The sequence below is a fragment of the Paenibacillus sp. FSL R10-2199 genome, from assembly GCF_038000235.1.
Lineage (GTDB): Bacteria > Bacillota > Bacilli > Paenibacillales > Paenibacillaceae > Paenibacillus_AQ > Paenibacillus_AQ phytohabitans.
The window spans coordinates 1,782,266-1,806,796 of record NZ_JBBOBO010000001.1 but is presented as its reverse complement, the minus strand read 5'-3'; the positions used below and the strand labels follow the sequence as shown (position 1 = coordinate 1,806,796).

23 protein-coding genes and 1 pseudogene are annotated in these 24,531 nt (G+C 50.3%); 7 read left to right on the top strand and 17 right to left on the bottom strand.

The genetic code is table 11. The features are described 5' to 3' along the window. Positions 1-97 precede the first annotated feature (97 nt). Entirely contained in the window at positions 98-1,321 is a 1,224-nt protein-coding gene (locus NYE33_RS08090; protein WP_341065389.1) for an oxalate decarboxylase family bicupin, read from the top strand. A 444-nt stretch (positions 1,322-1,765) separates the two neighbouring features. Here the strand turns inward: NYE33_RS08090 and arsC are convergent, their stop codons facing one another. From arsC to NYE33_RS08075, 3 genes are all read right to left on the bottom strand, one after another. After that, positions 1,766-2,185 (bottom strand): arsenate reductase (thioredoxin), encoded by a 420-nt coding sequence (arsC, locus tag NYE33_RS08085; protein WP_341065386.1) that lies wholly within the window; start codon positions 2,183-2,185, stop codon positions 1,766-1,768. A 25-nt stretch (positions 2,186-2,210) separates the two neighbouring features. Continuing rightward, entirely contained in the window at positions 2,211-3,500 is a 1,290-nt protein-coding gene (locus NYE33_RS08080) for an arsenic transporter (protein WP_039300663.1), read from the bottom strand. A 119-nt stretch (positions 3,501-3,619) separates the two neighbouring features. Further along, on the bottom strand, positions 3,620-3,946 hold the full coding sequence (locus NYE33_RS08075; protein WP_042140085.1) for an ArsR/SmtB family transcription factor: 327 nt from the start codon (positions 3,944-3,946) through the stop codon (positions 3,620-3,622). A 140-nt stretch (positions 3,947-4,086) separates the two neighbouring features. Here NYE33_RS08075 and NYE33_RS08070 point away from each other — a divergent pair, with 140 nt between their 5' ends. Genes NYE33_RS08070 through NYE33_RS08060 form a run of 3 tightly spaced genes read left to right on the top strand, consistent with a single transcriptional unit; the run spans position 4,087 to position 5,931 of the window. Then, the gene (locus NYE33_RS08070) at positions 4,087-4,536 is read left to right on the top strand and encodes a MarR family winged helix-turn-helix transcriptional regulator (RefSeq protein WP_042140086.1); all 450 of its coding nucleotides are present in this window, start codon (positions 4,087-4,089) and stop codon (positions 4,534-4,536) included. A 46-nt stretch (positions 4,537-4,582) separates the two neighbouring features. Beyond that, positions 4,583-5,401, top strand: coding sequence for an arsenite methyltransferase (locus tag NYE33_RS08065; protein WP_042140087.1), 819 nt, complete (start codon positions 4,583-4,585; stop codon positions 5,399-5,401). A gap of 29 nt (positions 5,402-5,430) precedes the next feature. After that, positions 5,431-5,931 carry an arsinothricin resistance N-acetyltransferase ArsN1 family A gene (locus NYE33_RS08060; protein ID WP_076247099.1) on the top strand — a complete coding sequence of 167 codons (501 nt, stop codon included), beginning with the start codon at positions 5,431-5,433 and terminating at the stop codon, positions 5,929-5,931. 295 nt (positions 5,932-6,226) lie between these two features. On the opposite strand, the gene NYE33_RS08055 is transcribed toward NYE33_RS08060, so the two are convergent. Next, positions 6,227-7,930 (bottom strand): peptidase G2 autoproteolytic cleavage domain-containing protein, encoded by a 1,704-nt coding sequence (locus NYE33_RS08055; RefSeq protein ID WP_341065383.1) that lies wholly within the window; start codon positions 7,928-7,930, stop codon positions 6,227-6,229. A 192-nt stretch (positions 7,931-8,122) separates the two neighbouring features. On the opposite strand from NYE33_RS08055, the gene NYE33_RS08050 reads away from it, so the two are divergent. Then, the gene (locus NYE33_RS08050) at positions 8,123-9,172 is read left to right on the top strand and encodes an LLM class flavin-dependent oxidoreductase (RefSeq protein WP_042141705.1); all 1,050 of its coding nucleotides are present in this window, start codon (positions 8,123-8,125) and stop codon (positions 9,170-9,172) included. 102 nt (positions 9,173-9,274) lie between these two features. Here NYE33_RS08050 and NYE33_RS08045 read toward each other — a convergent pair whose 3' ends face one another. The 7 genes from NYE33_RS08045 to NYE33_RS08015 form a co-directional block, all read right to left on the bottom strand. After that, positions 9,275-10,060, bottom strand: a complete 786-nt coding sequence (locus tag NYE33_RS08045; protein ID WP_076247101.1) for an alpha/beta fold hydrolase — start codon at positions 10,058-10,060, stop codon at positions 9,275-9,277. Positions 10,061-10,089: 29 nt separating this feature from the next. Then, positions 10,090-10,575 carry a cysteine hydrolase family protein gene (locus NYE33_RS08040; protein WP_042140090.1) on the bottom strand — a complete coding sequence of 162 codons (486 nt, stop codon included), beginning with the start codon at positions 10,573-10,575 and terminating at the stop codon, positions 10,090-10,092. Positions 10,576-10,772: 197 nt separating this feature from the next. Then, a complete protein-coding gene (locus NYE33_RS08035) occupies positions 10,773-11,669 on the bottom strand; it encodes an SDR family oxidoreductase (RefSeq protein WP_042140091.1) in 897 nt (298 codons plus the stop codon). A gap of 231 nt (positions 11,670-11,900) precedes the next feature. Next, positions 11,901-12,863, bottom strand: coding sequence for an AraC family transcriptional regulator (locus tag NYE33_RS08030; protein ID WP_231575232.1), 963 nt, complete (start codon positions 12,861-12,863; stop codon positions 11,901-11,903). 302 nt (positions 12,864-13,165) lie between these two features. Then, positions 13,166-14,020, bottom strand: a complete 855-nt coding sequence (locus NYE33_RS08025) for a carbohydrate ABC transporter permease (RefSeq protein ID WP_042140092.1) — start codon at positions 14,018-14,020, stop codon at positions 13,166-13,168. Further along, positions 14,010-14,993 (bottom strand): carbohydrate ABC transporter permease, encoded by a 984-nt coding sequence (locus NYE33_RS08020; RefSeq protein ID WP_039300634.1) that lies wholly within the window; start codon positions 14,991-14,993, stop codon positions 14,010-14,012. Before NYE33_RS08020 ends, NYE33_RS08025 begins: the two co-directional genes overlap by 11 nt. A gap of 62 nt (positions 14,994-15,055) precedes the next feature. Beyond that, positions 15,056-16,474: an ABC transporter substrate-binding protein gene (locus NYE33_RS08015; RefSeq protein ID WP_081970294.1), complete on the bottom strand. Its 1,419-nt coding sequence runs from the start codon at positions 16,472-16,474 to the stop codon at positions 15,056-15,058. A gap of 337 nt (positions 16,475-16,811) precedes the next feature. Here NYE33_RS08015 and NYE33_RS08010 point away from each other — a divergent pair, with 337 nt between their 5' ends. Further along, the gene (locus tag NYE33_RS08010; protein ID WP_341065376.1) at positions 16,812-17,162 is read left to right on the top strand and encodes a winged helix-turn-helix transcriptional regulator; all 351 of its coding nucleotides are present in this window, start codon (positions 16,812-16,814) and stop codon (positions 17,160-17,162) included. Between the two features lie 13 nt (positions 17,163-17,175). Here the strand turns inward: NYE33_RS08010 and NYE33_RS08005 are convergent, their stop codons facing one another. From NYE33_RS08005 to NYE33_RS07980, 6 genes and pseudogenes are all read right to left on the bottom strand, one after another. Beyond that, positions 17,176-17,835 (bottom strand): NAD(P)H-dependent oxidoreductase, encoded by a 660-nt coding sequence (locus NYE33_RS08005; protein WP_042140094.1) that lies wholly within the window; start codon positions 17,833-17,835, stop codon positions 17,176-17,178. Beyond that, entirely contained in the window at positions 17,832-18,344 is a 513-nt protein-coding gene (locus NYE33_RS08000) for a nuclear transport factor 2 family protein (RefSeq protein WP_052422119.1), read from the bottom strand. The genes NYE33_RS08005 and NYE33_RS08000 overlap by 4 nt, the downstream gene beginning before the upstream one ends. Before the next feature lie 146 nt (positions 18,345-18,490). Further along, positions 18,491-19,027: a M50 family metallopeptidase gene (locus NYE33_RS07995; protein WP_156118744.1), complete on the bottom strand. Its 537-nt coding sequence runs from the start codon at positions 19,025-19,027 to the stop codon at positions 18,491-18,493. Positions 19,028-19,580: 553 nt separating this feature from the next. After that, positions 19,581-20,396 (bottom strand): GNAT family N-acetyltransferase, encoded by an 816-nt coding sequence (locus tag NYE33_RS07990; protein WP_341065372.1) that lies wholly within the window; start codon positions 20,394-20,396, stop codon positions 19,581-19,583. An 18-nt stretch (positions 20,397-20,414) separates the two neighbouring features. Next, positions 20,415-20,906, bottom strand: a complete 492-nt coding sequence (locus NYE33_RS07985; RefSeq protein WP_042140097.1) for a DUF6933 domain-containing protein — start codon at positions 20,904-20,906, stop codon at positions 20,415-20,417. 221 nt (positions 20,907-21,127) lie between these two features. Next, positions 21,128-21,613 (bottom strand): annotated as a pseudogene (locus tag NYE33_RS07980) (DMT family transporter); the annotation flags it as partial. A 204-nt stretch (positions 21,614-21,817) separates the two neighbouring features. Here NYE33_RS07980 and NYE33_RS07975 point away from each other — a divergent pair. Further along, complete coding sequence (locus NYE33_RS07975) at positions 21,818-24,472, top strand: cation-translocating P-type ATPase (protein WP_340942006.1); 2,655 nt, start codon at positions 21,818-21,820, stop codon at positions 24,470-24,472. The last annotated feature ends 59 nt before the right edge of the window (positions 24,473-24,531 follow it).

Sequence of the window (24,531 nt, the reverse complement as noted above, 5' to 3'; positions counted from 1 at the left end):
TATTATCACATTTCGCTCAGCCCTTCACAACACATAAGTGGCTTACTGGCGCATATATTTCTTGGAGTGCTGTGCGATCCAGAAAGGAGCTTAAGCCATGAGCCCTGCCGAACCCGGTTCTTCAAGCAAGCCCGTTATCCCCCAGCCTATCCGCAGTGACGGTGCTGGCAATGTCGACCTCGGCCCCCGCGATATTCTGCGCGACCGGGAGAATCCCGATATGTTCGTCCCGCCCTCTACAGATAACGGGCTGATCCCCAATCTGAAATTCTCATTCTCCGACGCCCATATGCAGCTGAACTTCGGCGGCTGGTCCCGGGAGGTTACCGTCAGAGAGCTGCCTATCGCCACCACACTTGCAGGAGTGAACATGAGCCTGACCCCGGGCGGAGTACGCGAGCTGCACTGGCACCAGCAGGCGGAATGGTCCTATATGCTGCTCGGCAGCGCCCGGATTACCGCCGTGGACCAGAATGGCCGGAACTTCATTGCCGATGTCGGCCCGGGCGATCTGTGGTACTTCCCTCCGGGAATCCCGCATTCAATCCAGGGGCTGGCGGAGGGATGCGAGTTCCTGCTTGTTTTTGACGATGGAAGCTTCTCGGATCTGAACACCCTGTCGATCTCCGACTGGTTCGCCCATACGCCGCCCGAGGTCCTGTCCGCCAACTTCGGCGTACCCGAATCTGCATTTGAGTGTATTCCGAAGGAACAAGTGTATATATATCAGGATCAGGTGCCCGGCCCCCTAGAGAGTCAGAGAGTGGAGTCACCTTATGGAGAGATTCCGCTGAGCTTCAAGCATCAGCTGCTGGCCCAGCCGCCGCTTCGGACGCCCGGAGGCAGTGTGCGGATTGTCGACTCCGGCAATTTCCCCATCTCCCGGAATATTGCCGCCGCGCTGGTGGAGATTGAGCCCGGCGGCATGCGGGAGCTGCACTGGCATCCGAATAATGACGAGTGGCAGTATTATCTGACCGGGCAAGGCCGGATGACGGTCTTTGGCGGGGACGGCGCAGCGCGTACATTTAATGTCAGAGCCGGCGATGTCGGCTATGTGCCTTTTGCCCAGGGACATTATATTCAGAATACCGGGACAGACACGCTCTGGTTCCTGGAAATGTTCCGGAGCGACCGGTTCGCCGATGTCTCCCTGAACCAGTGGATGGCGCTTACTCCCCATGAACTGGTCAGCAGCAATCTGAATGTGGGGCCGGAGCTGATGGATGCCCTGCGCAAAGTGAAATGGCCTGTGGTGAAATACCCGGATCAGGGACATGAGCACGGACATGAGCTTGGGCATGGGAAGCAGAAGGAGTAGCGCGTGGTTTTGCCCAGTTTGAGTCTGGATTGGGCAGGTCAGTCTGCCCTATGGCCTTATCTTTACCCAACCAGGCGGCTGAAGTGAAAATCCTTAAGGTCAGCTGTATAGACCGGCCTTAATGTTGTACATTCTGCAACTTGAACATCTGAATATCCGGCTGTTTGGGAGAATTGTTGCACAAAATACAATAATATCCTCCATTAAGAAGCTGGAGCAGTAATAATGTTGTAATTCATACAACAATTTTGCTCTAGAAGCAATATCCGGAGAAAATTGTTGTATTTTCTGCAAGATTTTAATGATCGTCCTATAATTAATGGGTAGCTCCAATTGTTCGAACTGCATTCATTCCAGAACAACATAAAAAGCGGTCAGACACCCGTCTGCACCGCTTTTTGTTCTTAATCATCAGTTTGTGTTTCATTCCCGTATAGGAAACCTCTATTCGCCCGTCTCAGCAAACCGCTCGATCCGCTCGCCGACTGCATCTCGGACCCGCTGAAATACCGCCCACTTCTCTTCCTCACTGCCCTGCGCTTTGGCCGGGTCATCGAATCCCCAGTGCTCCCGCCGTACCTGCGGAGGCGTCACCGGACATTTATCGGCGGCATCCCCGCATAATGTTACTACGAGATCAGCACTGTTAAGCAGCGCAGGATCAATAATATCCGAGGTCTGGGCCGAAATATCGATCCCCACCTCGTTCATTGCCTGTACTGCCTTGGGATTCAAGCCATGGGCCTCAATTCCCGCACTGTACACATTCCAGGCGTCCCCGAGAAATTGTTTTGCCCAGCCCTCCGCCATTTGGCTCCGGCACGAATTCCCCGTGCACAGGAAATAGATCGTCTTTTTGCCCATGTCTGATTTCTCCTTCAGGATTAGATTAGAACAGCTTCAGTTGCAGATACAAACCTAACAATGTGATAAATAACGTCGGAATCGTCAGAATAATTCCTGTTTTGAAATAAGTGCCCCAAGAAATCTTTACACCTTTGCCTGATAGCACATGCAGCCACAGCAGAGTAGCGAGCGAACCGATCGGCGTAATCTTCGGACCCAAATCGGAACCGATGACATTCGCGTAGATCAGAGCCTCTTTAATGAGACCTGTCGCCTGCGCGTTATCAATGGCCAGCGCCCCAATCAGCACCGTTGGCAGATTATTCATCACTGAGGAGAGGATCGCAGCGAGGAAGCCCATCCCCATCGTTGCTGCGAACAAACCGTGCTCCGCCACCTCACTGATCATCTCTGCAAGCACATCGGTCAGTCCGGCATTGCGCAAGCCATACACCACGACATACATGCCAATGGAGAAAAAGACAATCGCCCACGGCGCGCCTTTGACCACTTCCATCGTCTTGACGTAGGGACTGCGGCGGGCCATGAGCAGGAAGCAAACCGCGATTACACCTGCCACTACAGAGACCGGAATGTTCAGAAATTCACTGACAAAATACCCGGCCAGCAGAAGCGCCAGCACGCCCCAGGATAACCGGAACATCCGCTTGTCCTTAATCGCCTCCTCCGGGAGCTTCATCCCGGCAGTGTCGTACACTTTGGGTATACTTCTGCGGAAGAACAGGTACAAGACCAGAATACTGGCGGCGAGCGAGAACAGCGTAGGCAGCAGCATACGTCCTGCATACTCCGTGAAGCTGATGCCGAAGAAATCGGCGGATACAATATTGACCAGATTGCTGACGATCAGCGGCAGCGAAGTCGTGTCGGCGATGAAGCCGCTGGCGATAATGAAGGGAAACACTTTTTTCTCATCAAAATTCAGCGCCCGGACCATCGCCAGCACAATCGGTGTCAGGATCAGCGCCGCCCCGTCATTGGCAAACAACGCCGCTACCACTGCGCCCAGCAGGATGACATAGATGAACATCAGCGTACCATTGCCGCGTGCCGCCGCTGCCATATGCAGTGCCGCCCATTCGAAGAATCCAACACGGTCGAGTATCAAAGAAATCAGAATAATAGCTACAAAGGCCAGCGTGGCATTCCACACAATCAGCGTCACATCGCGGACATCCCCGAAGCTGACCACGCCTGCCGCCAGGGCCAGCAGCGCTCCGCCGCAGGCTGACCAGCCAATGGATAACTTACGCGGCTGCCAGATCACAAAGATTAAAGTAATAACAAAAATAAGGCTGGCTAGGACAACCATAATCCCGCCCTCCGTTTGACCCGCAGCAACATTTCCCGCAGCACTCCCCAATAGATAAATTTATATATAAGAGTAACGCCAGCCTGTCCTCCAGACGTTCTCATCGATCTAGTATTATATCAGTCGCAGCAGGCAGTAACCCCTGTCTTATTCAATGACGACAGCAGAGTATGTGAATCCGGCAATCCATGCAGGACGGCCGTGATATGCGGCTTGCCCTCCACATTCAGGGAGTAATGCACCCACTGCCCGCGTTTACTCTCCTTCACCATCCCCTTATCCTTCAGTTTACGCAGATGCTGGCTGATGGCCGGCTGTGAGATCTCAAAGAGTTCGACGAACTCACAGACACACCATTCCCGCTCCTGCAGCAGTCCAAGCATCATCAGGCGGGTCTTGTCCCCCAGAAGCTTCAGGTCATCAGCCACCTCGTTAAGCTTATCCATCGCGGTTCAGCCTCCTTAGTATATAAGCCAATGCTTATATACTAAAACAGTCTTATCAAAAGGACAAGAGGTAATATTTCGATTCTATAGTTGCACTTTACAAATATATAAGCTATAACTGAAATATGAGGTGAACTTCAATGGAAAATGCACGCGAGCTCTTTCAGATCATGACCCGCCGCTTCGGTCTGCTTAACAAAAACTGCTGCACCGTAGGCGGGCATGACATTTCTCTGGCCCAGAGCCATCTGCTCTATGAAGTACAGCGGAGGCATAATCCGTCCATGCAGCAAATTGCGGAAGTGCTCGGAACGGATGTTACAACCTTCAGCCGCCAGGTGCAGGCACTGGTCAAAATGGGACTCGTCCGCAAAAGTCCCGATCCCTCCGACGGCAGGGTGTTTATATTGTCTTTAACAGAGCAAGGCTCATCTGTTGCCGGAACCATCGACCGGCAAATGAATGAATATCTGGAGGAGGTCTTCTCCTACATGTCTGAATTTGAACAGGAAACGGTACTGCGATCCGTAAAGATCTTCAATGAAGCTATGGGGAAATCAAGCAAATGCTGTGCGCCTGTCTCAGGCTGATTTCTTCCGCTACATAGTTGCAATTTGCAATTATTATAAAGGAGTGATGAACTTGAACCAGCCTACTCATGATGGAATCCGCCAAAATGTAAGAACCCGGTATCAGCAAATCGCTGTTACTGGCCGCTCTGCTCCCTCCGTTTGCTGCCCGGAGGAGGCTTCCTCCGCCTGCTGTTCGGCACCAGCCGATTTCAACAGCATTTCCGCAAGTCTTGGTTATTCCGGCGAAGAATTGAACGCTGTACCTGAAGGCGCGAACCTTGGACTTGGCTGCGGCAATCCGCAGGCGATTGCCGGACTGCAGCCTGGAGAAACCGTTCTGGATCTTGGCAGCGGCGGCGGCTTCGACTGTTTCCTGGCTTCCCGCCAGGTGGGAGCGTCCGGTTCTGTCATAGGCATAGACATGACCTCTGAAATGATCAGCCGGGCACGTGATAATGCTGCCCGGGGACATTACGCCAATACCAGCTTCCGGCTGGGAGAAATCGAACATCTGCCTGTCGCCGATGCCATCATAGACGTCATTATCTCCAACTGCGTAATCAACCTCTCTCCTGATAAGCAGCAAGTATTCAATGAAGCGTTCCGGGTGCTGTTGCCTGGCGGAAGGCTGGCAATATCCGACATCGTCACCACTGCCGAGCTGCCTCCTGAAATCGCACAGGATTTGGGCAATCTTTATTCCGGCTGCATCTCAGGAGCCTCCTCTGTGCCTGCCCTGCAGACCATGCTGGCAAACAGCGGTTTCATCCGGATATCAGTCGAACCTAAGGATGAATCCCGCGCCTTCATTAAAGACTGGGTTCCCGGTGCAGACATTGACCAGTATATTGCCTCAGCAGTAATTACTGCTGTGAAGCCATAATTCGCAAGGTACCTTAGGAGGCCGATAATATGCTTTCGACATTCATGATTCGTCCCGCCACCTTCCAAGACCTCACCCACATCCTGCATATCTATAATCAGGGGATTGAAGACCGGATCGCTACACTGGAAAGCTCAGCTAAAGATTTGAATGCGATGTCTGACTGGTTCCAGGAACATCAAGGACGCTTTATTATACTCGTTGCCGAAGCCGAAGGCAGTGTTCTGGGCTGGGCTTCGCTCAATCGTTATTCCCACCGCTGCGCTTATGACGGTGTCGCCGATCTCTCCATTTATATTGAACGGGCCTCCCGCGGCCGCGGCATTGGCAGTCTATTACTGCATGCCCTGGAGGACAAGGCCGTAGCGGCTGATTTCTATAAAATTGTGCTGTTCACTTTTCCCTTTAACCCAATGGCTCAGGGCTTATACCGCAAAAGCGGTTACCGTGAGGTTGGCGTCTTCGAGAAACAGGGGAAACTGGACGGCCGGATGATTGATGTCATGATTATGGAGAAGCTGCTGCTATAACAATATTTTATATCCTTAAGTACTAACCTTCTCTGCCGGTTCATAGGTTAGATTATGGGGAACGCAGCAGCTTCTTGGAGAGGAGATGCAGGTCCGAAGAGCCATCCTAGCCAGTGGATTGGAGGCCGGACCACCATGAGTACAGATCAGCTCATCGCATTGCTCGTTCTCATCATTATGATCGTACAGCTTGCTGTCAAAAAGGATAAATCCTAAGGACAGCAAACAGCCAAGCGGATCGGGGGGTCATCCCGGTTCGCTTGGCTGTGTTTGGCTGGGCCGCTGATCCGGCCGGTTATTTCACAAAAATGCGAATCTGATGTTCACCCGTACGCTTCATTACCCGGTACCCGGTATCCGCTGCCGTTGCCATGCCGTTATCGTCCGGGCGGCAGTAGCCCCCGGCTACACAGGTACCGTCATCACGGACAAGCAGCTTGCCGACAATTCCTACAGCTACCCATTCTTCCCTGTCCTGGCGGGAAACATATTCCCGGGAGCCATCCCATTCAGGGTTAAGCACCGGTTCTGATTTCTTACCCGCCTCACGGACAATATCGCCGTATTCATTTCTAACCTCAGCGACCTCTACCTCGTGATACAGAATCCGGTCCCACTCATCGGTTACGAACATGCCGTTCCAGCGCAGGTCACTCGAATCGGCAACGATAGCCGGTCTGGCGCTGATGACACCAAGAATATATTCATCCCCTGCCTTGGCTTTGCGGATTCTGTCACTGGCCCCATCAAACGTAACGAAATAACCTGCGTCAATGGTGAGCCCGTCCGAGGTTTCGAACATTTCTGCATAATCTGCTGCACCTGGAGACATCAGCGTACCATCCAGATAAATATTACCCGTAAGCCCTTCAATCACTGCCGAGTTAAAGGTAGGGCCGACCGCCAGCCCGTTGGCCAAATGCCACGAATACGGAAACCGCGTTGAGCCGTTCTGGCCCATGATATGGGCGCCTGTATGCTCCGCGAGAACAATCGTCGCTTCCCCCTCGGCATGGGAGTTCGGAGCAAAAGCCTGGGTCTGGAACCCTTCCGCATGGGAAGCCTGGCCGGAAGCAGTAGTATCCGCACCTTCGGCATGCGCATAAGGCGCATTCGCCAATGTACCGACTCCCTCGGCGTGGGAAAAGGAGCCGCTTGCTTGTGTGTTGGCCCCTTCGGCATGGCCGGAAGCCCCGCTGGCTGTAGTCTGGAAGCCCTCGGCGTGCGAGGCTGTTCCGCTGGCCGTTGTATTCTGCCCTTCAGCGTGCGCACCCACATTGCCGCTGGCCGTTGTTGCTAATCCTTCGGCATGGGAAGCCGAACCGCTGGCCACTGTATTCTGCCCCTCGGCATGCGAGAAGTCGCCAAGAGCTGAGGGCCCGGCGGCTAGGGTGATGTCCGCAGTGCCGCCCTCCGCATGTGAGGCGAAGCCCATGGACGTGGTTCCTACTCCCTCGGCATGCGAGCTGGCGCCGCTGGCAAAGCTTGGTGCCGGATTATCCAGCGGATCGACACCGCCGCCTTCTACGTGGGAGGCCCGGCCGCTGGCTGAATTGCCTTCTCCTTCCGCATGGGCGTTAATGGCTGTCGTCTGCGTCGAAGTATTGAAGCCTTCTGTATGTGAACGTGCGCCCCAGGCCTGTGTGCCGAACCCTTCAGAGTGGGCTTCGAGGCCGGCAGCCAGTGTCGTCGAGCCTTCCGCATGTGAGCTTTCGCCCATTGCGTTGGTTAAATAACCTTCTGCATGTGCTGCTACTCCGCTGGCTATAGTAGAAGATCCTTCTGCATGTGCCGTATCATTCGTTGCCTGGGAGAGATAGCCTTCCGCATGCGATGCGCTTCCGCTGGCAATAGTAGTATTGCCTTCTGCATGCGCGGTATCTCCGCTGGCAAGTGTAGAGAACCCTTCAGAATGAGCGGCTGCACCGCTTGCTGTTGTATTGAGCCCCTCGGCATGCGCAGCAAAGCCGCTCGCCGTATTCCCTACTCCGCTTCCCATCCTGATCACCGCTTTCATCGTATTACAATATATTTATGTCTGCGGACGAGCGGCGGTAACGGCGAACGTGGCCAAGTTATAGATCACTTTCCATCTAAATTTCACTTACTAAAGTTGAGAAACATTATAAAGTATAGTAGAATGAGTACATGAAGAAGGGGGCGGATTGATATGGCCGAGGAGAAACAATTGATGGAAATAGGAATAAGCACGTTTTTGGAGACTACGCCTGATCCGGTAACCGGCAAGGCCATTAGCCATGCGGAGAGACTGCGCGAAGCCGTAGAAGAAATTGTGCTCGCTGACCAGGTGGGCCTGGACGTATATGGCATAGGTGAACATCACCGGGCCGATTATGCAGGCAGTGCTCCGGCTGTAGTTCTTGCCGCAGCGGCAGCTACGACCAAGCGGATCAGACTGACCAGCGCGGTCAGCGTCTTGTCTTCAGATGATCCGGTCCGGGTATACCAGGATTTCGCCACTTTGGACGGAATATCGAATGGCCGGGCAGAGATTATGGCGGGCCGCGGCTCATTCATTGAGTCCTTCCCGCTGTTTGGCTACAGCCTGGATGATTATGATGAATTGTTCGAAGAGAACCTGGAGCTACTGCTGGCGATCCGCGCTTCCGAGAAGGTCACCTGGCGCGGCGGCCATCGTCCGGCGATTAATAATCTTGCCGTCTATCCCCGCGCCGTCCAGGATCCGCTTCCCGTCTGGGTGGCCAGCGGCGGCAATCCTGAATCTGCCGTGCGGGCCGGAACGCTCGGCCTTCCGATCGCTTTCGCGATCATTGGCGGTATGCCGGAACGCTTCGCTCCGCTTGTCGCCTTATACAAGGAGGCCGCTGTCCGGGCGGGACATAATCCCGACAAGCTGCAGATTGCCACGCACTCCCACGGCTTCGTAGGTGAAACTAACGAACAGGCAGCCGCCTTGTTCTACCCGTCCACCGCAGCCCAGATGAATGTCATCGGACGCGAACGGGGCTGGGGCGGAACCTACAACCGTGCGGCCTTTGACGATGCCCGCAGCCTGCGCGGCGCACTCTATGTCGGCGATGCCGAATATGTAGCCGAGAAGATCCTCCTGCTGCGCAAGAATCTTGGCGTGACCCGCTTCTTCCTGCATGTGAATGTAGGCACCATGCCGCACCGCGAGGTGCTGCGCGCCATTGAGCTATTGGGCACCAAGGTTGCCCCTATCGTGCATCAAGAATTAGCCCGTACCGGGGCTAAATAACTGATAATGTGACCCTAATACGCCAAAAACACTTCAGGCGCTTAACTGCTCTTGAAGTGTTTTTGGCGTATTCTTATGCTCTGCTGAATTAAAGAAGCGGTGTTACTGCGGACTTAACAATTTACGCATCACCGCTGCCACATCTGCTGCATTCGTAATCGGGAGGAAGTGATAGCCTCTGCCGATTATTTTCACATCCGCATCAGGGTGGGCAACCTTGAAAAGCTGCATTTTCTCCAGACTGAATTCATCCATACTCTCTTCTGCCAACAGCAATATCAAAGGAATATCAGCCGCTTGCTTCAGGCAATAATCGGTGGCAGTTACTTCCTTGCTCAGACGATCAAGGGCTTGTTCACAGCTATGATGTATGTAAGAATCATCCAACAGGTAGAAGTTATTCATTAAATAGTCCTTGAATAATTGTCGTTCAGATTCAGCAAGCTTATCCATCGCCAGGACGGTTTCATCCACTGTCTGTTCAAGCTCCTCCAGACTATCAATGACGGGTAACGTAATCTCCCCCTCATCCTCTTCCCTGTCCGCAAGAAAATAATATCCGCCATCGAGCAAAGTAAGTGATTTCACATCAGCAGGATACTCCGCATAAAAAGCCTCACACATCCATGCGCCAATGGAATTCCCTGCGAAATGTGCTGCCGGAATCTGCAGATCATTCAGAATCCTTTTAATCTCCCGTACAAAAGCTCCAATCGACACATCTGCCTGATCGTCCTGGTTATGTCCTGGCAGGTCGATTGCTATGAACCTGAAATCTGGCAATTGCTCAGCTAAATGAGCGTATATTTCCTTTCGTTCACCAAGCGCCGGAAGCACCACAACCGTTCTATCGTTGTTCTCCGCATTGTAGACAATATACCGTTCCATTGTTCTTCCTCCAGCCCTGCGATACGCCCTTACTGCACTAACGCTTCAATCACAGGATATGAGATCAGTTTACGGTCCCTGTAGGTTGCAGGAATCACGTCACTCTTCGAGCTTAGAATCCCATCCTGCAGAAGTACAGCTTTGAACCCTCTTTCCATAGCCCCGTTATAGGTGAACAGTACACAGTGCTCAGCGGCATATCCCGAGAGAATCAGCAGATCAATGCCCTGCTCCAGCACAATCTTTTCCAGATCCGTCTTCCAAAAAGCATTCGAATATTCCTTCATCACTCTAAGATCCGTCTCCTTAATTTCAATGCCCGGAATAATCTTGAATTTCTCCTCATCGGAAGGCTGCATCCCCTCGATGTCCTGGATATGAATCACCGTATGATCTTTGGAGCGCAGCAGCTCCGAGACATAGTTAATGAACTCGCAGGCCTGATCTATTACTTTCTGTTCCACCTTGCCCAAATGCACCTCTTGCAAATCAATAATCAGCAAACCGATTTTCATCCATTCTTCCTCCCTATAAGCTAAATAAAAGGAACTTCACATCATCCCTCCAATTGTACAATAAGCCCTGACTCATCCGATATTTATTTTTTTGACAGCTCCAGTTGCCCTTTTATGAATGCAGCTTTCAAGACAAAGAGACTGCCCGCGGCAGCCTCTATCACTTTCGTTCACAAGTCTTATCTTGTAATCCATCTCTACCTCCGTATGAAATACTGCTCCCGGTCCAAATCTGGAAGGAGTGCCGGATGCACAGGCTTCCATCCAAGCTGCTCTTGGGTCCAGATGCTCGAAGCTGGGATATCCAGCGCCACAAAGTGAGCCAGCCAGCCGAAATGCCCTCCTGCCTCTTCAGGGGGAATGCTGACTACAGGTACCCCGAGCCGGCGGCCGATTACGCCGGCAATATCACGGACCGGCACACCTTCATCGCCGATTGCATGCAGCCGAACTCCGGCAGGAGCTGATTCCAGCGCCAGCCGGTAGAGATGTGCGGCATCCAGCCGGTGCACAGCTGGCCAGCGGTTTGCGCCATCGCCCACATATCCCGAGATTCCTGTAGTACGGGCCATATTGATTAGGCCCGGAACAAAGCCGATGTCGCCATCACCATGCACGGATAGCGGGAGCCGCAGCACCGATACGCGTACGCCCTGCGCTGCCAATGCAAGGGCCGCTTCCTCCGAGGCCGAGCGATGCTTCACAGAGCCAGGATAGGGTGCATCCTCTTCTGTTCCCAGCTGACCCGGCGTTAGATGCCCGATCACAGAGGTTACGACTAACGGCCGGCCGGACTGCGCAAGCTCGGCCCCTATTGCTTCGACCGCAAGCCGGTCTGACTCGCCTGCAGCCGTAATATCCGAGAAGTCGTGAATGAACGCGGCATGGATAACACCATCCGCTCCAGCCGCTCCCCGCCGCAGGCTGTCCAGATCATCCAAAGAACCGCGGTGTATGGCGGCCCCGGCAGCAGCAAGCGCAGCTGCCGCCTCATCCGAACGGGCGAGGCCGAGTACTTCATGCCCCGCATCTATCAATTCACGTACAATGGCAGAGCCGACAAAACCAGTAGCACCTGTGACAAAAACACGCATATTAAATTCCTCCAATAACTATTATGTGGTAGAACTGCCCGGTGCACCCTGGCGGCATAACCGGTTGCCGCCGCGCGTACAAGGCTACACTCATTATAGTCTGCGCATTACCGGAACCTTTGCCTGTTCCCTTTCACTTTTTGCCCGATCCTACAAGAAGGGCGAACTGGTCTTATGACCGCACACAAAAACCCGCAGACCAAGCGGCTGCGGGCTTCCCGAAGGAATGGTTCAGTCGGTTCTGTGGGTTTGCTGACGTAATCTGGCGATATCTCTGCTTGGCGGATTTCCGAAGAACCGGCTGTAATCCCGGCTGAATTGGGAATCACTCACATATCCGACAAGCCGGCAGGCAGTGGTCGCGTCCATGGCACTGGCTAACATCAGACGTCTGGCCTCATGAAGGCGAAGCGCTTTTTGATATTGCAGCGGGCTCATGGAGGTGACGGACTTGAAATGCACATGAAAAGAAGATGGACTCATATGTACCAGCTCTGCCAGCTCAGCAACCTTCATCTGCCGGGAGAAGTTGCCCTGCAGCCAGGTTATGACCTTCGACACCCGCTGCATATCCGACTCCGCGAACCCCATCTCCACAACCTGGGCGCCAATCGGACTGCGCAGAATCCGGATCAGAATTTCATCCAGAACCAGCGGGGCAAGCAATTCAGCATCACCGTCATTGTGGAGGCATTCCACCAGTCTCGCCACTGCGTTAATGATACTCAGATTGACATCAGCAATGTAACCTTTACTCATCTGACGTACCGGGGGCAAACCCTGGGGGTATAGCTTCAGGACCCATTCGCTAATCCGCTGCGGATCAAGCTCCAGCCTCACGGCAAGATAAGGCTCAGATGAACTGGCCTCCATGAGCTGCATGGCTAACGGCAGGGCGACAGGCAACAGAATCATCTGCGATTTGTCAAAATGATAAACCTCCTGCCCGATCATGACATCCTTTGACCCTTGGGCCACGATTATAAACGAGGTGGAATAGAAGGTTTTGATGGTATCCCTATCGGTACGTGAATACCGGCTGACATAGAGCCCGGGTATGCGCTGGCTAAAGGTACCGTCATGAGGAACAAGGGCAGAGATCAGCTGGACCAGTCTGGCTGTTTCTGCCTCAAGCAGCCTCTCTGCATTCCCAGGCTCCGTTGTCACCGCGTATTCATCTTGCAGCCTCATCATGCAGCGGGCAACTCCTTTGTTTTAAGCATGCTATAAAGTACATCCGTATGGACAAGTAACGTTTATTATACACACTAATGGATGGATGTGAAAATAAAAAAACTCCCGATAATGTTGTGCATTATCGGGAGTACGCCTGTTGATTAGCCAAAATAAGTAGCAAAGAAATCGCTCATTCCGTAAATCTTCTACACCTCTGCAGATCTCCGCAATGTGGCGGCCTCAAGAAAAAGTCTACTACGTTTCTATAACCATAATTTAGCTAATCAACAGATCTCAATTTGGGATGATTCTGAGTGGGTTTATTCTTTGACGCCACCCAGTGCTACACCCGCGATAATATACCGGGATAGCAGGAAGTACACCACAAACAGCGGCAGTGCCGTCAAAGCCAGACCCATGTAGATCGAGCCGAACGACGTCTTGTATATATCCCCGCGAAGCAAGCTGACCATGATTGGCATCGTATACTTATCTTTTTGGGTAAGCAGGATCAGCGGCATGAACAGGTTGTTCCAGTTCCCCACGAAGGCAAAGATTGCCTGCGTCGCCACTGCCGGAACCATGAGCGGCAGGATAATCCGGTTAAAGGTTTTGAATTCACCAGACCCGTCTACGCGTGCTGCTTCCACGATCTCTATCGACAGCGTTGCCAGCAGATATTGGCGCATAAAGAACACTACCGCCGGCGCTGCAATCGCAGGCAGAATCAGTGGGAGAAAGCTGTTGGTCCAATGGATTTTATACATGAACTGATAGAATCCGATGGCACTTGCCTGAGAAGGAATCATCATTACGCACAAAATAAAGGTAAAGAATGCCCCGCGCAGCTTCCAGCTATAGGTCACAAGACCATAAGCCGCCAGGGAGGAGAAATAGACCGTTAAGAGAGTTGCTGAAGAAGAGATAATAAATGAATTCATGAACCCCTGAATCGGATCGAAACTCTTTTCGAGCAGTACCCGTAGGTTGTCCATCATATGTGTCGAAGGAAACAGTGAGATACCGCTTTGAATTTCTGCCGAAGAGCGGGTGGCGTTTACAAACATGATCCAAAACGGAAGAACGCTGAGTACCGCCAGACAGATACAGACGATATAGACAATCGTCTTGTTGATCCTCCGGGTGACGTTTCCGTCTTTTTTATTATTGTTCATGTGATACGCCCCCCTTATGGCTGCTCTTGGCGGATTTCCGGTGCATTTTTTCGATTTTTTTAAGTCTTGCCGCGTCACGGTCACGCATTAAATAGAACACAAGTACAGACAATACCCCTGAAATCAAGAACATAATCATACTCGCAGCAGCAGCGCGATTGTATAAATAGCTTCCCTTAAAGGCTTGCCCATAAATGAACATGGACGTGGTAAGCGTAGAGTCATCCGGTCCGCCCGCAAGGAAGAGCTGCGGAATATCAAACATGGTCAAGCCACCGACCATAGATGTAATCAGTGTGAATAGTAGAATTGTACGTAAACTTGGCAGCGTGATCCGGAAGAACGTTTGAACTCCGTTTGCACCGTCAATCGCTGCAGACTCGAAGAGCGCGGGATTGATACCCATAACACCTGCGATCAGAATGATCATGGTGTTCCCGTACCACATCCAGAACTGGATGAACGCCACAATGCCCCGCGCTGTCGTCTTATCCTGAAGGAAGTAGATCGGAGCGTCGGACCAACCCATCATTTCAAAGAAACTGTTTACTGGACCCATTGGATAGCCAAACAGAGTACTGAAAAGCAAGGCGATTGTACCCGCAGTAATAATATTAGGCATATACAGCAGAACCTTGAAGAAACCTTGTCCTTTTATTTTGAGACGCTGGTTCGTAAACCATGCAGTAAGCAAGAGTGCAAGAAGAATTTGGGGAACGAAGTTGACAATCCAGAGTATCCCGGTGTTAATCAGAGATTTTCGGAAAGAGGCGTTACTAAGGATCAAATCTTTGAAATTCTGAAAAGGATTATCCAAAATATGTATTGGTTTTGGTATTAATCCCTGCAAATCGGTGAACCCGATGAATGCGGTGTATAAAATAGGATACAGCGAGAAGATCAGAAATGCCAAAACAAACGGAAACGTAAAAATATAGCCAAATTTAGAGTAGTTCACACCATTGCGGCGCATGCTCTCACCCCTTTAGTTGATATGAAGGGGCGGGATGACTCCCCCGCCCCTTCGATTGCTTTTTATTCGCTATCGATATTCAGTTGATCTTTGACTTGCTGTTTGAAGGTTTCGATCGCTTTAGCACGGTCTTTGTTGCCTGCAGTATATTCGCGTACTTGATCACGCCAGAGCTTGTTGATCGTTTCGTCGAATGCAGTCAAGTTCTTACCGGAAGCGTTGGCATTAGCTGGAACAAAGATATCGAAAATGTTCTGTCCGCCAACCAATTCCAAATCACCTTTAGATTTATCCATAACAACGGAGGAAGCAACGCTGTCCTTCGCTCCTTGCTCGCCAGCTTTCATTGTTCCGTTAGCCCAGGAGTACTGGAGTCCGGTTTCAGAGGTGTCGAGTGTTACCCACTTGATAAAGTCGGCAACGGCTTGTTTCTTGGCTTCGTCCTTGACTACATCTTTGTTAGCGAGCAACCAAGTGCCTCCCCAGAAGAAGCCTGTTGGTGATTCAGTAACTGCCCAGTCACCCTTTGTTTCTACTGCATGTTCGCTTAACGTATAGTTAATGAGCCACGCAGGACCGAAGAAACCGAAGACCGGTTTTGCACCAGTACCGTTCATATCAGCGAACCAGGCTTCTTGCCAGTCTGTCGTATCGTTGTAATAGTCATTGTCTTTCAGCTTCTTGGAAAGATCGAGGAACTCTTCGCGCTTCGGATCAATATGCAGCTTGCCATCGACAATCCAGCCTTTATCAGAACTGTTCTCGACCGCGTGCCAGATATCGCCGTCACCAGAAACTGCGGCATATCCTTTAGCTTTCAGCTTCTCTGCTGCACTGAAGAATTTATCCCAGCCTGGACCGATTTCAGTCTTGATAGTAGCCGGGTCATCTGTTCCAAACACATCCTTGGCAAGCGAGCGGCGATAGATAAAGGCTCCGCCTGTTGCCTGATAGCCCAGACCTTTCAGCTGACCGTCTTTGCTGCCGATATCAACAGAATATTGAGCGATGCCTGCGTCCTTAACCATTTGATCGGTAAGGCCCAGGTCAGCATAATTGGCGGCAAAAGTGGATGCATCGCCTTGTGTATATTTGAGTACGAATGCCCCTTCAGTAGCGTAAATATCTGGTGCATCTTTTCCGCCAGCGGCCAGCGCCTGGTCAAGAGCAGGCTGATAAGCTCCATCTGTAGTTGCGACAATCGTAGTTTTGAATTCCACATTCGCTTCAGGATGTAGCTCCATGTACTTCTTGGTCATGTTTGGAATCTCGTCCGTGAAGCTCCAGAGATTGATAGTAACTTTCTCACCAGATCCTGCTGCTGGAGCAGTTGTAGCCTCTGCAGCAGTATTAGCTGCTGGAGCAGTTGTTGCGTTTGCGCCGGATGAGCTTGAATTATTATTGCCTCCACACGCTGCCAGAGCAGATGACATCAAAACCAGTGTAGAGATCCCCGCTAGAACACGCTTCATACTTTTCATACTTTGCCTCCCCTTTTATATTCAATCCTCGGTTTTATGTAACCGCATTCATATTATAGTGCCAGACTCTCTCAGACATAAGGAACCCCTCATTGGGAAAAATACCACTATTTTTGGTTCCTGCTCTGTACCAGGCATAAAATAGCGAAATGGAACAATCAGTTAATTACTGCATAAAAAAACAGGCCACCGATCTTACCGGTAGCCTGGCATCATTACATCTCATCGAATAACCAAATCAGTATACAACTCCCAGTGACAGTCCTAATCTTTTTCACTATACTATAATTAAATTAGTTACTTTATTTTTTAGTTCGATATCATAAAAGAATGAGAGATGAGCGCATTGGAAGAATCAAAGTTTGAGAGTAGCTGTATTGATTCAATATCTGAGGTTTTACAGTTTCTTTCAGGAAAATGGACTTTTCTGGTGATGACACAGCTTCTTAGGGAACCTCAGCGTTTTAACCAACTCCGACGGAATTTAGGTAACGTCAATACGAAGGGCCTAACAGATACATTACGGAATTTAGAAGAACATCAAATGTTAAACCGCCTGGTCTTTCCAACGGTACCCGTAACCGTCGAATATTCAATTACCGATAAGGGAAAAGCCTTCTCGAAGGTATTTGAGCAGATCAATCACTGGAAAAATGAATGGGATTCTCCTGTCCAGCAATCCTCATAAAAAGGACAATTCGTTAGACAAACTGTACGATATCTTTCATCGGACGTCTTTTTTTAGAGCGCCCTTCCCGGACGCGATAACCGAAGGCTGCCATGACACTTAAGCTATATTCATTCTGTCCCAGAAGTCCTTTCTTTTGAAGCAGGTCATTAACGGCATCCAGATTGAAGCCTTCAATGGCGCATGAATCGATTTCAATATGCGCCGCTGCCGTCATCATGTTTCCAAGTGCAATAAATGTCTGTTTGGAGGACCAGTCCAGCAAAGCTCTTTCTGAATCCAAATGCAGGTCATGATAAAATTGGGCATATGCCGGCTTCATTCCCTTGTAAATTTCCAGAGGCATCTCCAAGGTTTGAGTTTGCTGCTCTTTTAAATAAGGAGAATCATAGGTAAGGTCCTTCCTGGCTAAAATCATAACAAAATGACTCGATGTGGGCAGCTGCCGAACTGCGCCATATGCATATGGAGCCAATTCATTTCTGAATTCCGGGCTCTGCACAACAATGAATTTCCATGGCTCATTTCCGCCCGAGCTTGGAGATAGCCGGCCAGCCTCTAGAATAAATTGAAAATCCTCTTTAGAAATTTTTCTCTCCGGGTCAAATTCTTTGGTTGCATGCCGATAGTTGAAGGTTTCCAGCATCTCTGTTTTTCTTGCAGATGTATTCATTTCTCCTCCCAGTTAGCCAGCGGATCCATCCGGAACCGGGTTAAGTTTAAACTGCTGATTTTCCATACACCATCTACACGCTCGTAGGATTCTCTATATTGACCATACCCGTTATGTCCTGGAGGCGAGTCGCCCTTATCAGGAAAACTCAATAAATCTTCCATTGCCCAAACACCCTTCGCGTGATTCTCATCTATCCAATCAATCTCCGGCATATGTCCATGGTGAACGGAAGGTGCCTTTCCGACTAGATCGTTTATCACTTTACTGAATTCTTCCCCGTTTTTGAACACATGTCCATCAGGTTCGAGTTTGACCTCAGCTGTGAAAATTTCTGCTAATTCAGACCAGTTCTTCTCATCCACAAAACGGAAATAGCGTGCTTTCAGTTTTTTTATCTCTTCGATGCCCTCCAGCCGTTGAACTTTCCGTTCCAGCTGATGGAGTTTATTCATAATAATCTCCGGCCCGTTCATGACTGCCTGCTCATGGTGCTGCTTATCTGTCATATAATTGTCTCTCCTTCTTTGGCATTCAATTGCCTCGAGACAAACTATAGCAGGTAATTATTATTTTCATAAGGAGGCTATTTTTTTATATATACTTTAGAAAAGTAAAGTCTTTGATGCCTGTACTACCTTTCAGTCCAGTCATGCTACAACCCGATGTCCGCAGGCGTCTTTGCCTGTAGTATCCTTTTCAAGAGCAATCCGTCACTGGGATAAAACTTTCCATACCGGACAAAATCTCTTGGATATAAACTAACTATTATTGTCCATGCATTCAGAACTATGAATAGCAGCGGAAGATAATAATTATGTTCACTGCCAATGCCAAGCGTGAAGTAGATGATGCCAATTACAGACGTCTGGAACATTACCCCGCCGAGAGCAAAAATAGAATGACGCAGCCTGCTGGCCTTTTTGCCGCTCTCTATAAACGTTAACCCGCCAAATCCGTAGCAGAATATAAAGGATGTGCCGAAGATATCTGCACTCCACAACTGTTTCCGGTCACCTATGACCACTAATTTTATTGGGTACCCCATTAACTTCCCTGCCAAATAATGTCCGAGTTCGTGTACGAACGTGTCCAGATATTTAAACAAAGTCAGTATGACCGCACCGAGTACCCCATGCATGACTGACGGCTCAACCATGGATAACAAGAGGATGAATACTATAAACAACATAATATAAAGAAAAGTCCGGTTCAACACGGTTTCCTGCCTTCAAGTTATTTTAATCTACCAGTGTCATCAGAATTGCAGTAAGATTACTGCATCTTAATAGAGTGATTAGCACATTCTTAGAGACTTCTGTTGCCTATTGCTATTTTAGATCGCTAATAACTTCTTCTTAATATCTTCTTTAGTTATTTCCCCACTACAAATAGTTGAATTTCTATTTTCCAACAAGTCACAAGCTTTATCCTTTTGCCCGTTTTTAGCATATAGGAAGGGCAATATATACATTGGCGATGGATTATGTATCTGTCCTAACGAAGTGTTCTTTTCAATTTGCCCTTTGCCATTTCAGTCCGAATTGTATTAGTCTCGGTGATATTAATTGATCTAGTATTAACTTCAGCGGTTCACCCACAATAGGCTCCCCCTGGTAGTTGATTTTTTTGATTTCAACCTTTTTAATCACAGGAATAACTGTTAGAACTTGAGCGCGAGTCTCCTAGCATACACCCTGCAATTTCAAACCCTATAGCTTTAACTAGAATCAGTCATGATTCCCTCACGAGAACTTATACCAGAATATCCGATAGTCAAAATCCGGCTTCATCCCGATTGCTTGAGCTATACGGATAGAGCCTGTGTTCTCCGGAGTACAGTCCCAGTAAGGCCGGATTCCTTTTCGTCTGAATTCTTGTAACAGTGCAGTAGCCACTGCCGTGCCATAATTTCTTCCTCTGTATCCTTCCAGGGTCTCGATATCAATCGCATGCGTCTCTTTTGCAATAAAAGCCGAGAAACACAAACTCACGACCTGGTTATTATACTCGGCATAACACCCCAGTCCCTGCTGAAGGAAAACATCTGCCGACTCCCAGTAATGCAGTATTTTCTCTTCTACAAATGAATGGTTCTCTAATCGCCTTGACGTAAGCAGCTCCCTGTTGATTGACCGGATCGTTATTTCATTAGCTTGAAATTCCACAGCTCCCGCTTGCTCTCCTGCACAGAACACATGCTGATTTTCCGCCGAAATATTACGGTCCCCGAAGATGGCACTTAGCGTTTCATCCCAGGTATCCATCTCCGCACCGATCTCGACCCAATTGATCCCTTGTTTCTGTAGCTCAGGTTCTATAACGGTTCGCATGTATTCGCCCAGCTTCTCTGCAAACACTGAACTCCACGCATCACCAACGACTTGAAACCCCTGCTGTCCCTGAATCCAGATTAACGCTGCTGTTGGTTCTGTCGGATGATCTGCGTAGACCCTACCCGGGTTCATCCCATCAACTATAGCCTTGGCCTCAATATTTTTACATGGATCTGTGAGATGCCGTATCTTATAAAAGTCCTCTTTATTAAGCTCTGTGATCATTGTCAGTTCCTCCGGTCCTTACAAATAATGCTTTTCAATTGCTTTTTTGAATACGTCTATGGGTTTTTCATAATCTATAGGTTTGTGAATTATTCTGTTCAGCCATTTCATATGCTCTTCCTTACTTGCGTGTTCTCCTTGTGCATGATCATTAAAGAAGGTTACTTCTTTCATTGTTCCTAAGACACTTCTATTGTTAGTTCTAGCTATATTGATCTGCTGGCTGTCTTTCATATACGATTCAATTAACTTCGGTTCAATTCCTTCACTTACCAGATAATCCCTCAATTCTGTGCGGAACTTATCGGTTAAACTATTTAACTGAGCCGATCTTACCCCGTTAAAAATCACACTCAACCGGCTTAGATCATTGATGAGGAGGATATGCTTCCGTCTATTTACCCATATCATATTCGTGTGCCAACTGAATAACGGAGCGGTTAGCTCATTCTCTATCGGTGCAGCTTTCATTTCCTTCAATAAAGCCTGCGTGAATCTTAATACAACCATTTTGCACTTCCTTTCTTAACGCTTACATGCTTCCCATTCATCTGTATTCGGGAGTACCCCCGCACTATCCTCTCTGCAGAACGGAAATCAGGCCGCCCTCAAATGAGGACGACCCAATGTTTCCACACTTATTTTTCCTTAATGACCAGCAACTCCCATACAAATCAGAACGGTCCCTGCCCAAAAGGACAAGCCAATCTGCTCTCCGAGTAATAACCACCCCAGGAAAGCGCCGCAACGAGCAGGGATATCCCGCCGAGCTGAAGCGATGGATCAATGTCCGCATTTCCGACAATAATACCGACACCGAGCGTTGCTAAAATAACGGAAAAGGCCTTTTTAAAGGTGATCTTCTCTTTCAAAATAATCCGCGCAAACAGAACCATAAATGCAGGTGTCGCCCCGGTAATGATCGCACCCATTTGTGCGGTAGAGAGCATCGTGCCTATCTCTTGGGTTACGATTGAAATGGTATTTCCAATCACGCCAATCATGACAATCAACAGGATATCCCGTTTCTCGATACGCCACGATTGTCTGGTAATAATACCAATAAGGAGCAATGCAATAACCGCAATTACATAGCGGATCCATACTAATTCAAGCGGCGGTACAACGTCCACCACGTATTTTACAACCACATACATCCCGCCCCAGATGCTGGCAGCGAGCGATAAATACAAAGAACCTAATAAAGTGTTTTTCATGTTTTGTACCCTCCGTTGTTCCAGACATTCCTTGTCCTTAACGGAGTTGTAGTTTTCAATTTTTTCATTCTATTCTATACGAACATCGTCCATCTGGGTATAAGTATTTAACTGTCTGAACGAGAAATGTTGAAACTTGTCATATTTTCTAACGTAGATTTGGACCATACAGAGAATGAAAAACTGGAGAGGAGCTTGTACCTGATGGAGTATTACCGCCGCAGTGTGACAGACACCCTGGAAGAAGTGCAGAGCCAGACCAAAGGGCTTACGTCTGCTGAAGTAGACAACCGGCTCACCAAGGACGGCTACAATGAGTTAAAAGGTAAACAGAAAGACCCGCTCTGGAAGCTGTTTCTGGAGAATTTCAAAGATCCGATGGTTATTGTGCTGCTCATAGCAGCAACAGTTCAGATTGTGATGGGGCATGTGATGGAATCCGTCATTATCTTTGTAGTGCTGATTCTGAATGCTGTGATCAGCGTTGTCCAGACCCGTAAGGCCGAGAGCTCGCTTGACGCACTGCGCAAAATGTCTGCGCCTGAAGCCAAGGTCATCCGGGACGGAGCCTTGCTGTCCATTCCCGCGAGGGAACTGGTCCGCGGTGATATCGTCTTCCTGGAGGCTGGCGATTACGTGCCTGCGGACGGGCGGATTATTGAATCCGGGAGCCTGAGGATTGACGAAGGAATGCTGACCGGAGAATCCGAAGCCGTAGAGAAGCATATTCAGCCTATTGATCATGACGCTCCGCTTGGAGACCGGCGCAATATGGCCTTCAGCGGCTCGCTCGTTGTCTATGGCCGGGGAACGCTGGTCATTACAGGAACTGCTCTCGGCACTGAGCTTGGGAAGATTGCCGGTCTGATCGAGAGTGCAGAAGCGAAGCAGACTCCGCTTCAGCGCAAGCTGGAGAGCTTCGGCAAGAAGCTGGGCCTGGCCGTTCTCGGCTTGTCCATCCTCATCTTCTCCATTCAGGCTGCACGCGTCTGGCTCTCGAACGATACGGTCGACACGACCGAAGCGATTCTAAATGCCCTTATGTTCGCCGTCGCTGTAGCCGTCGCCGCGATTCCCGAGGCATTGTCCTCGATTGTAACCATCGTGCTCTCCGTAGGCACCAACAAGATGGCCCGGCAGAACGCCATTATCCGCAAACTGCCCGCTGTTGAAGCCCTGGGATCAACCAGTGTAATTTGTACAGATAAGACCGGTACGCTGACACAGAATAAAATGACAGTTGTCGATTACTTCCTGCCGGAAGGATCGCAGGAGCAGTTCAGCCTGCAGGCCGATGAATGGTCGGAAGAAGCCCGCAGACTGCTGCATATCGCCGTACTCTGCAACGATTCCAACATTAACGAGGAAGGCAAAGAGCTGGGTGACCCTACAGAGGTTGCGCTGATTGCCTTCAGTAACAGCAAGAACCGGGATTACCGCGAGATCCGCGATAACTTCCCGCGCGAAGCCGAGCTGCCGTTCGACTCGGAACGCAAACTGATGACGACGCTGCATACCTTCGACGGCCAGAAAGCCCTGCTTACCAAAGGCGGCCCGGATGTCCTGTTCAGCAGATGTACCCACGTGCTGCTGAGCGGCCAGGAGGTCCCGCTGACACCGGAGGTTCTGGAACGCTTCACCGAAGCTAACGAGCAGTTCTCCAGCCGAGCCTTGCGGGTGCTTGCTTATGCCTATAAGACCGTGCCAAATACCGTCACCGAAGTAGGCCTTGAAGATGAGCAGAACCTGGTGCTGGTTGGCCTCTCAGCGATGATTGATCCGCCGCGCGAGGCGGTATATGGCTCCATTGCTGAATCCAACAAGGCGGGTATCCGCACGATCATGATTACCGGGGACCATAAGACCACCGCTCAGGCGATTGGTCGCGATATCGGACTGATGGCTGAGCATGAGATCGCGGTCACCGGCCAGGAGCTGGATGCCATGTCCGAGGAGGAGCTGGACAGCAGGCTGGAGCAGATTGGCGTCTATGCCCGTGTCTCTCCGGAGAATAAGATCAGAATTGTCCGTGCCTGGCAGCGTAAAGGTAAAATCACCGCCATGACCGGCGACGGCGTCAATGATGCCCCGGCCCTAAAGCAGGCCGATATCGGTGTAGCCATGGGCAGCGGAACTGATGTAGCCAAGGATTCCGCAGCCATGATCCTGACCGATGATAACTTCGTATCCATCGTCAATGCGGTCGCTGTCGGCCGGACGGTGTTCGACAACATCAAGAAGGCCATTGCCTATCTGTTCGCCGGCAATTTGGGGGCGATCATCGCCATCCTGTTCGCGCTGATCTTCGACTGGATCAACCCGTTTACCGCCATCCAGTTACTGTTCATTAACCTGGCCAACGATTCCCTGCCGGCCATTGCCCTGGGCATGGAGAAGGCTGAGCCGGATGTAATGAGCCGCAAGCCGCGGGACATTGGCGAAGGCATCTTCGCCGGAGGCATGATGCAGGCTGTCATTACCCGCGGGCTGCTGATCGGGATTGCCGTCATTGTCTCCCAGTATATCGGGCTGCAGCATTCCGATGAAATGGGCATCGCGATGGCCTTCACCACGCTGATTCTGGCGCGTACGCTCCAGACCTTCGCGGCCCGCTCCAACAGCCAGACCTCTGTGGAAGCCGGCTTCTTCAGCAACAAATATGTGATCGGCGCAGTGATGGTCTGCTTTGCCTTCTACGGCATTGCTGTCCTGCCCGGCGTCAGAGACATCTTCTCCATCCCCGCTTCCTTCGGAATGGACCACTGGCTGACTGCCACAGGCCTCGCCCTTGGCTCGGTCATCGTGATGGAGCTGGCGAAGCTTATCCGCCGCATGCTGCCGTCTAAGCAGGCCGCGTAGGCTTTAGCTTAGGGATGAAATAGCCAAAAGCCTGCACGCCCGGGAATGGGGGTGCAGGC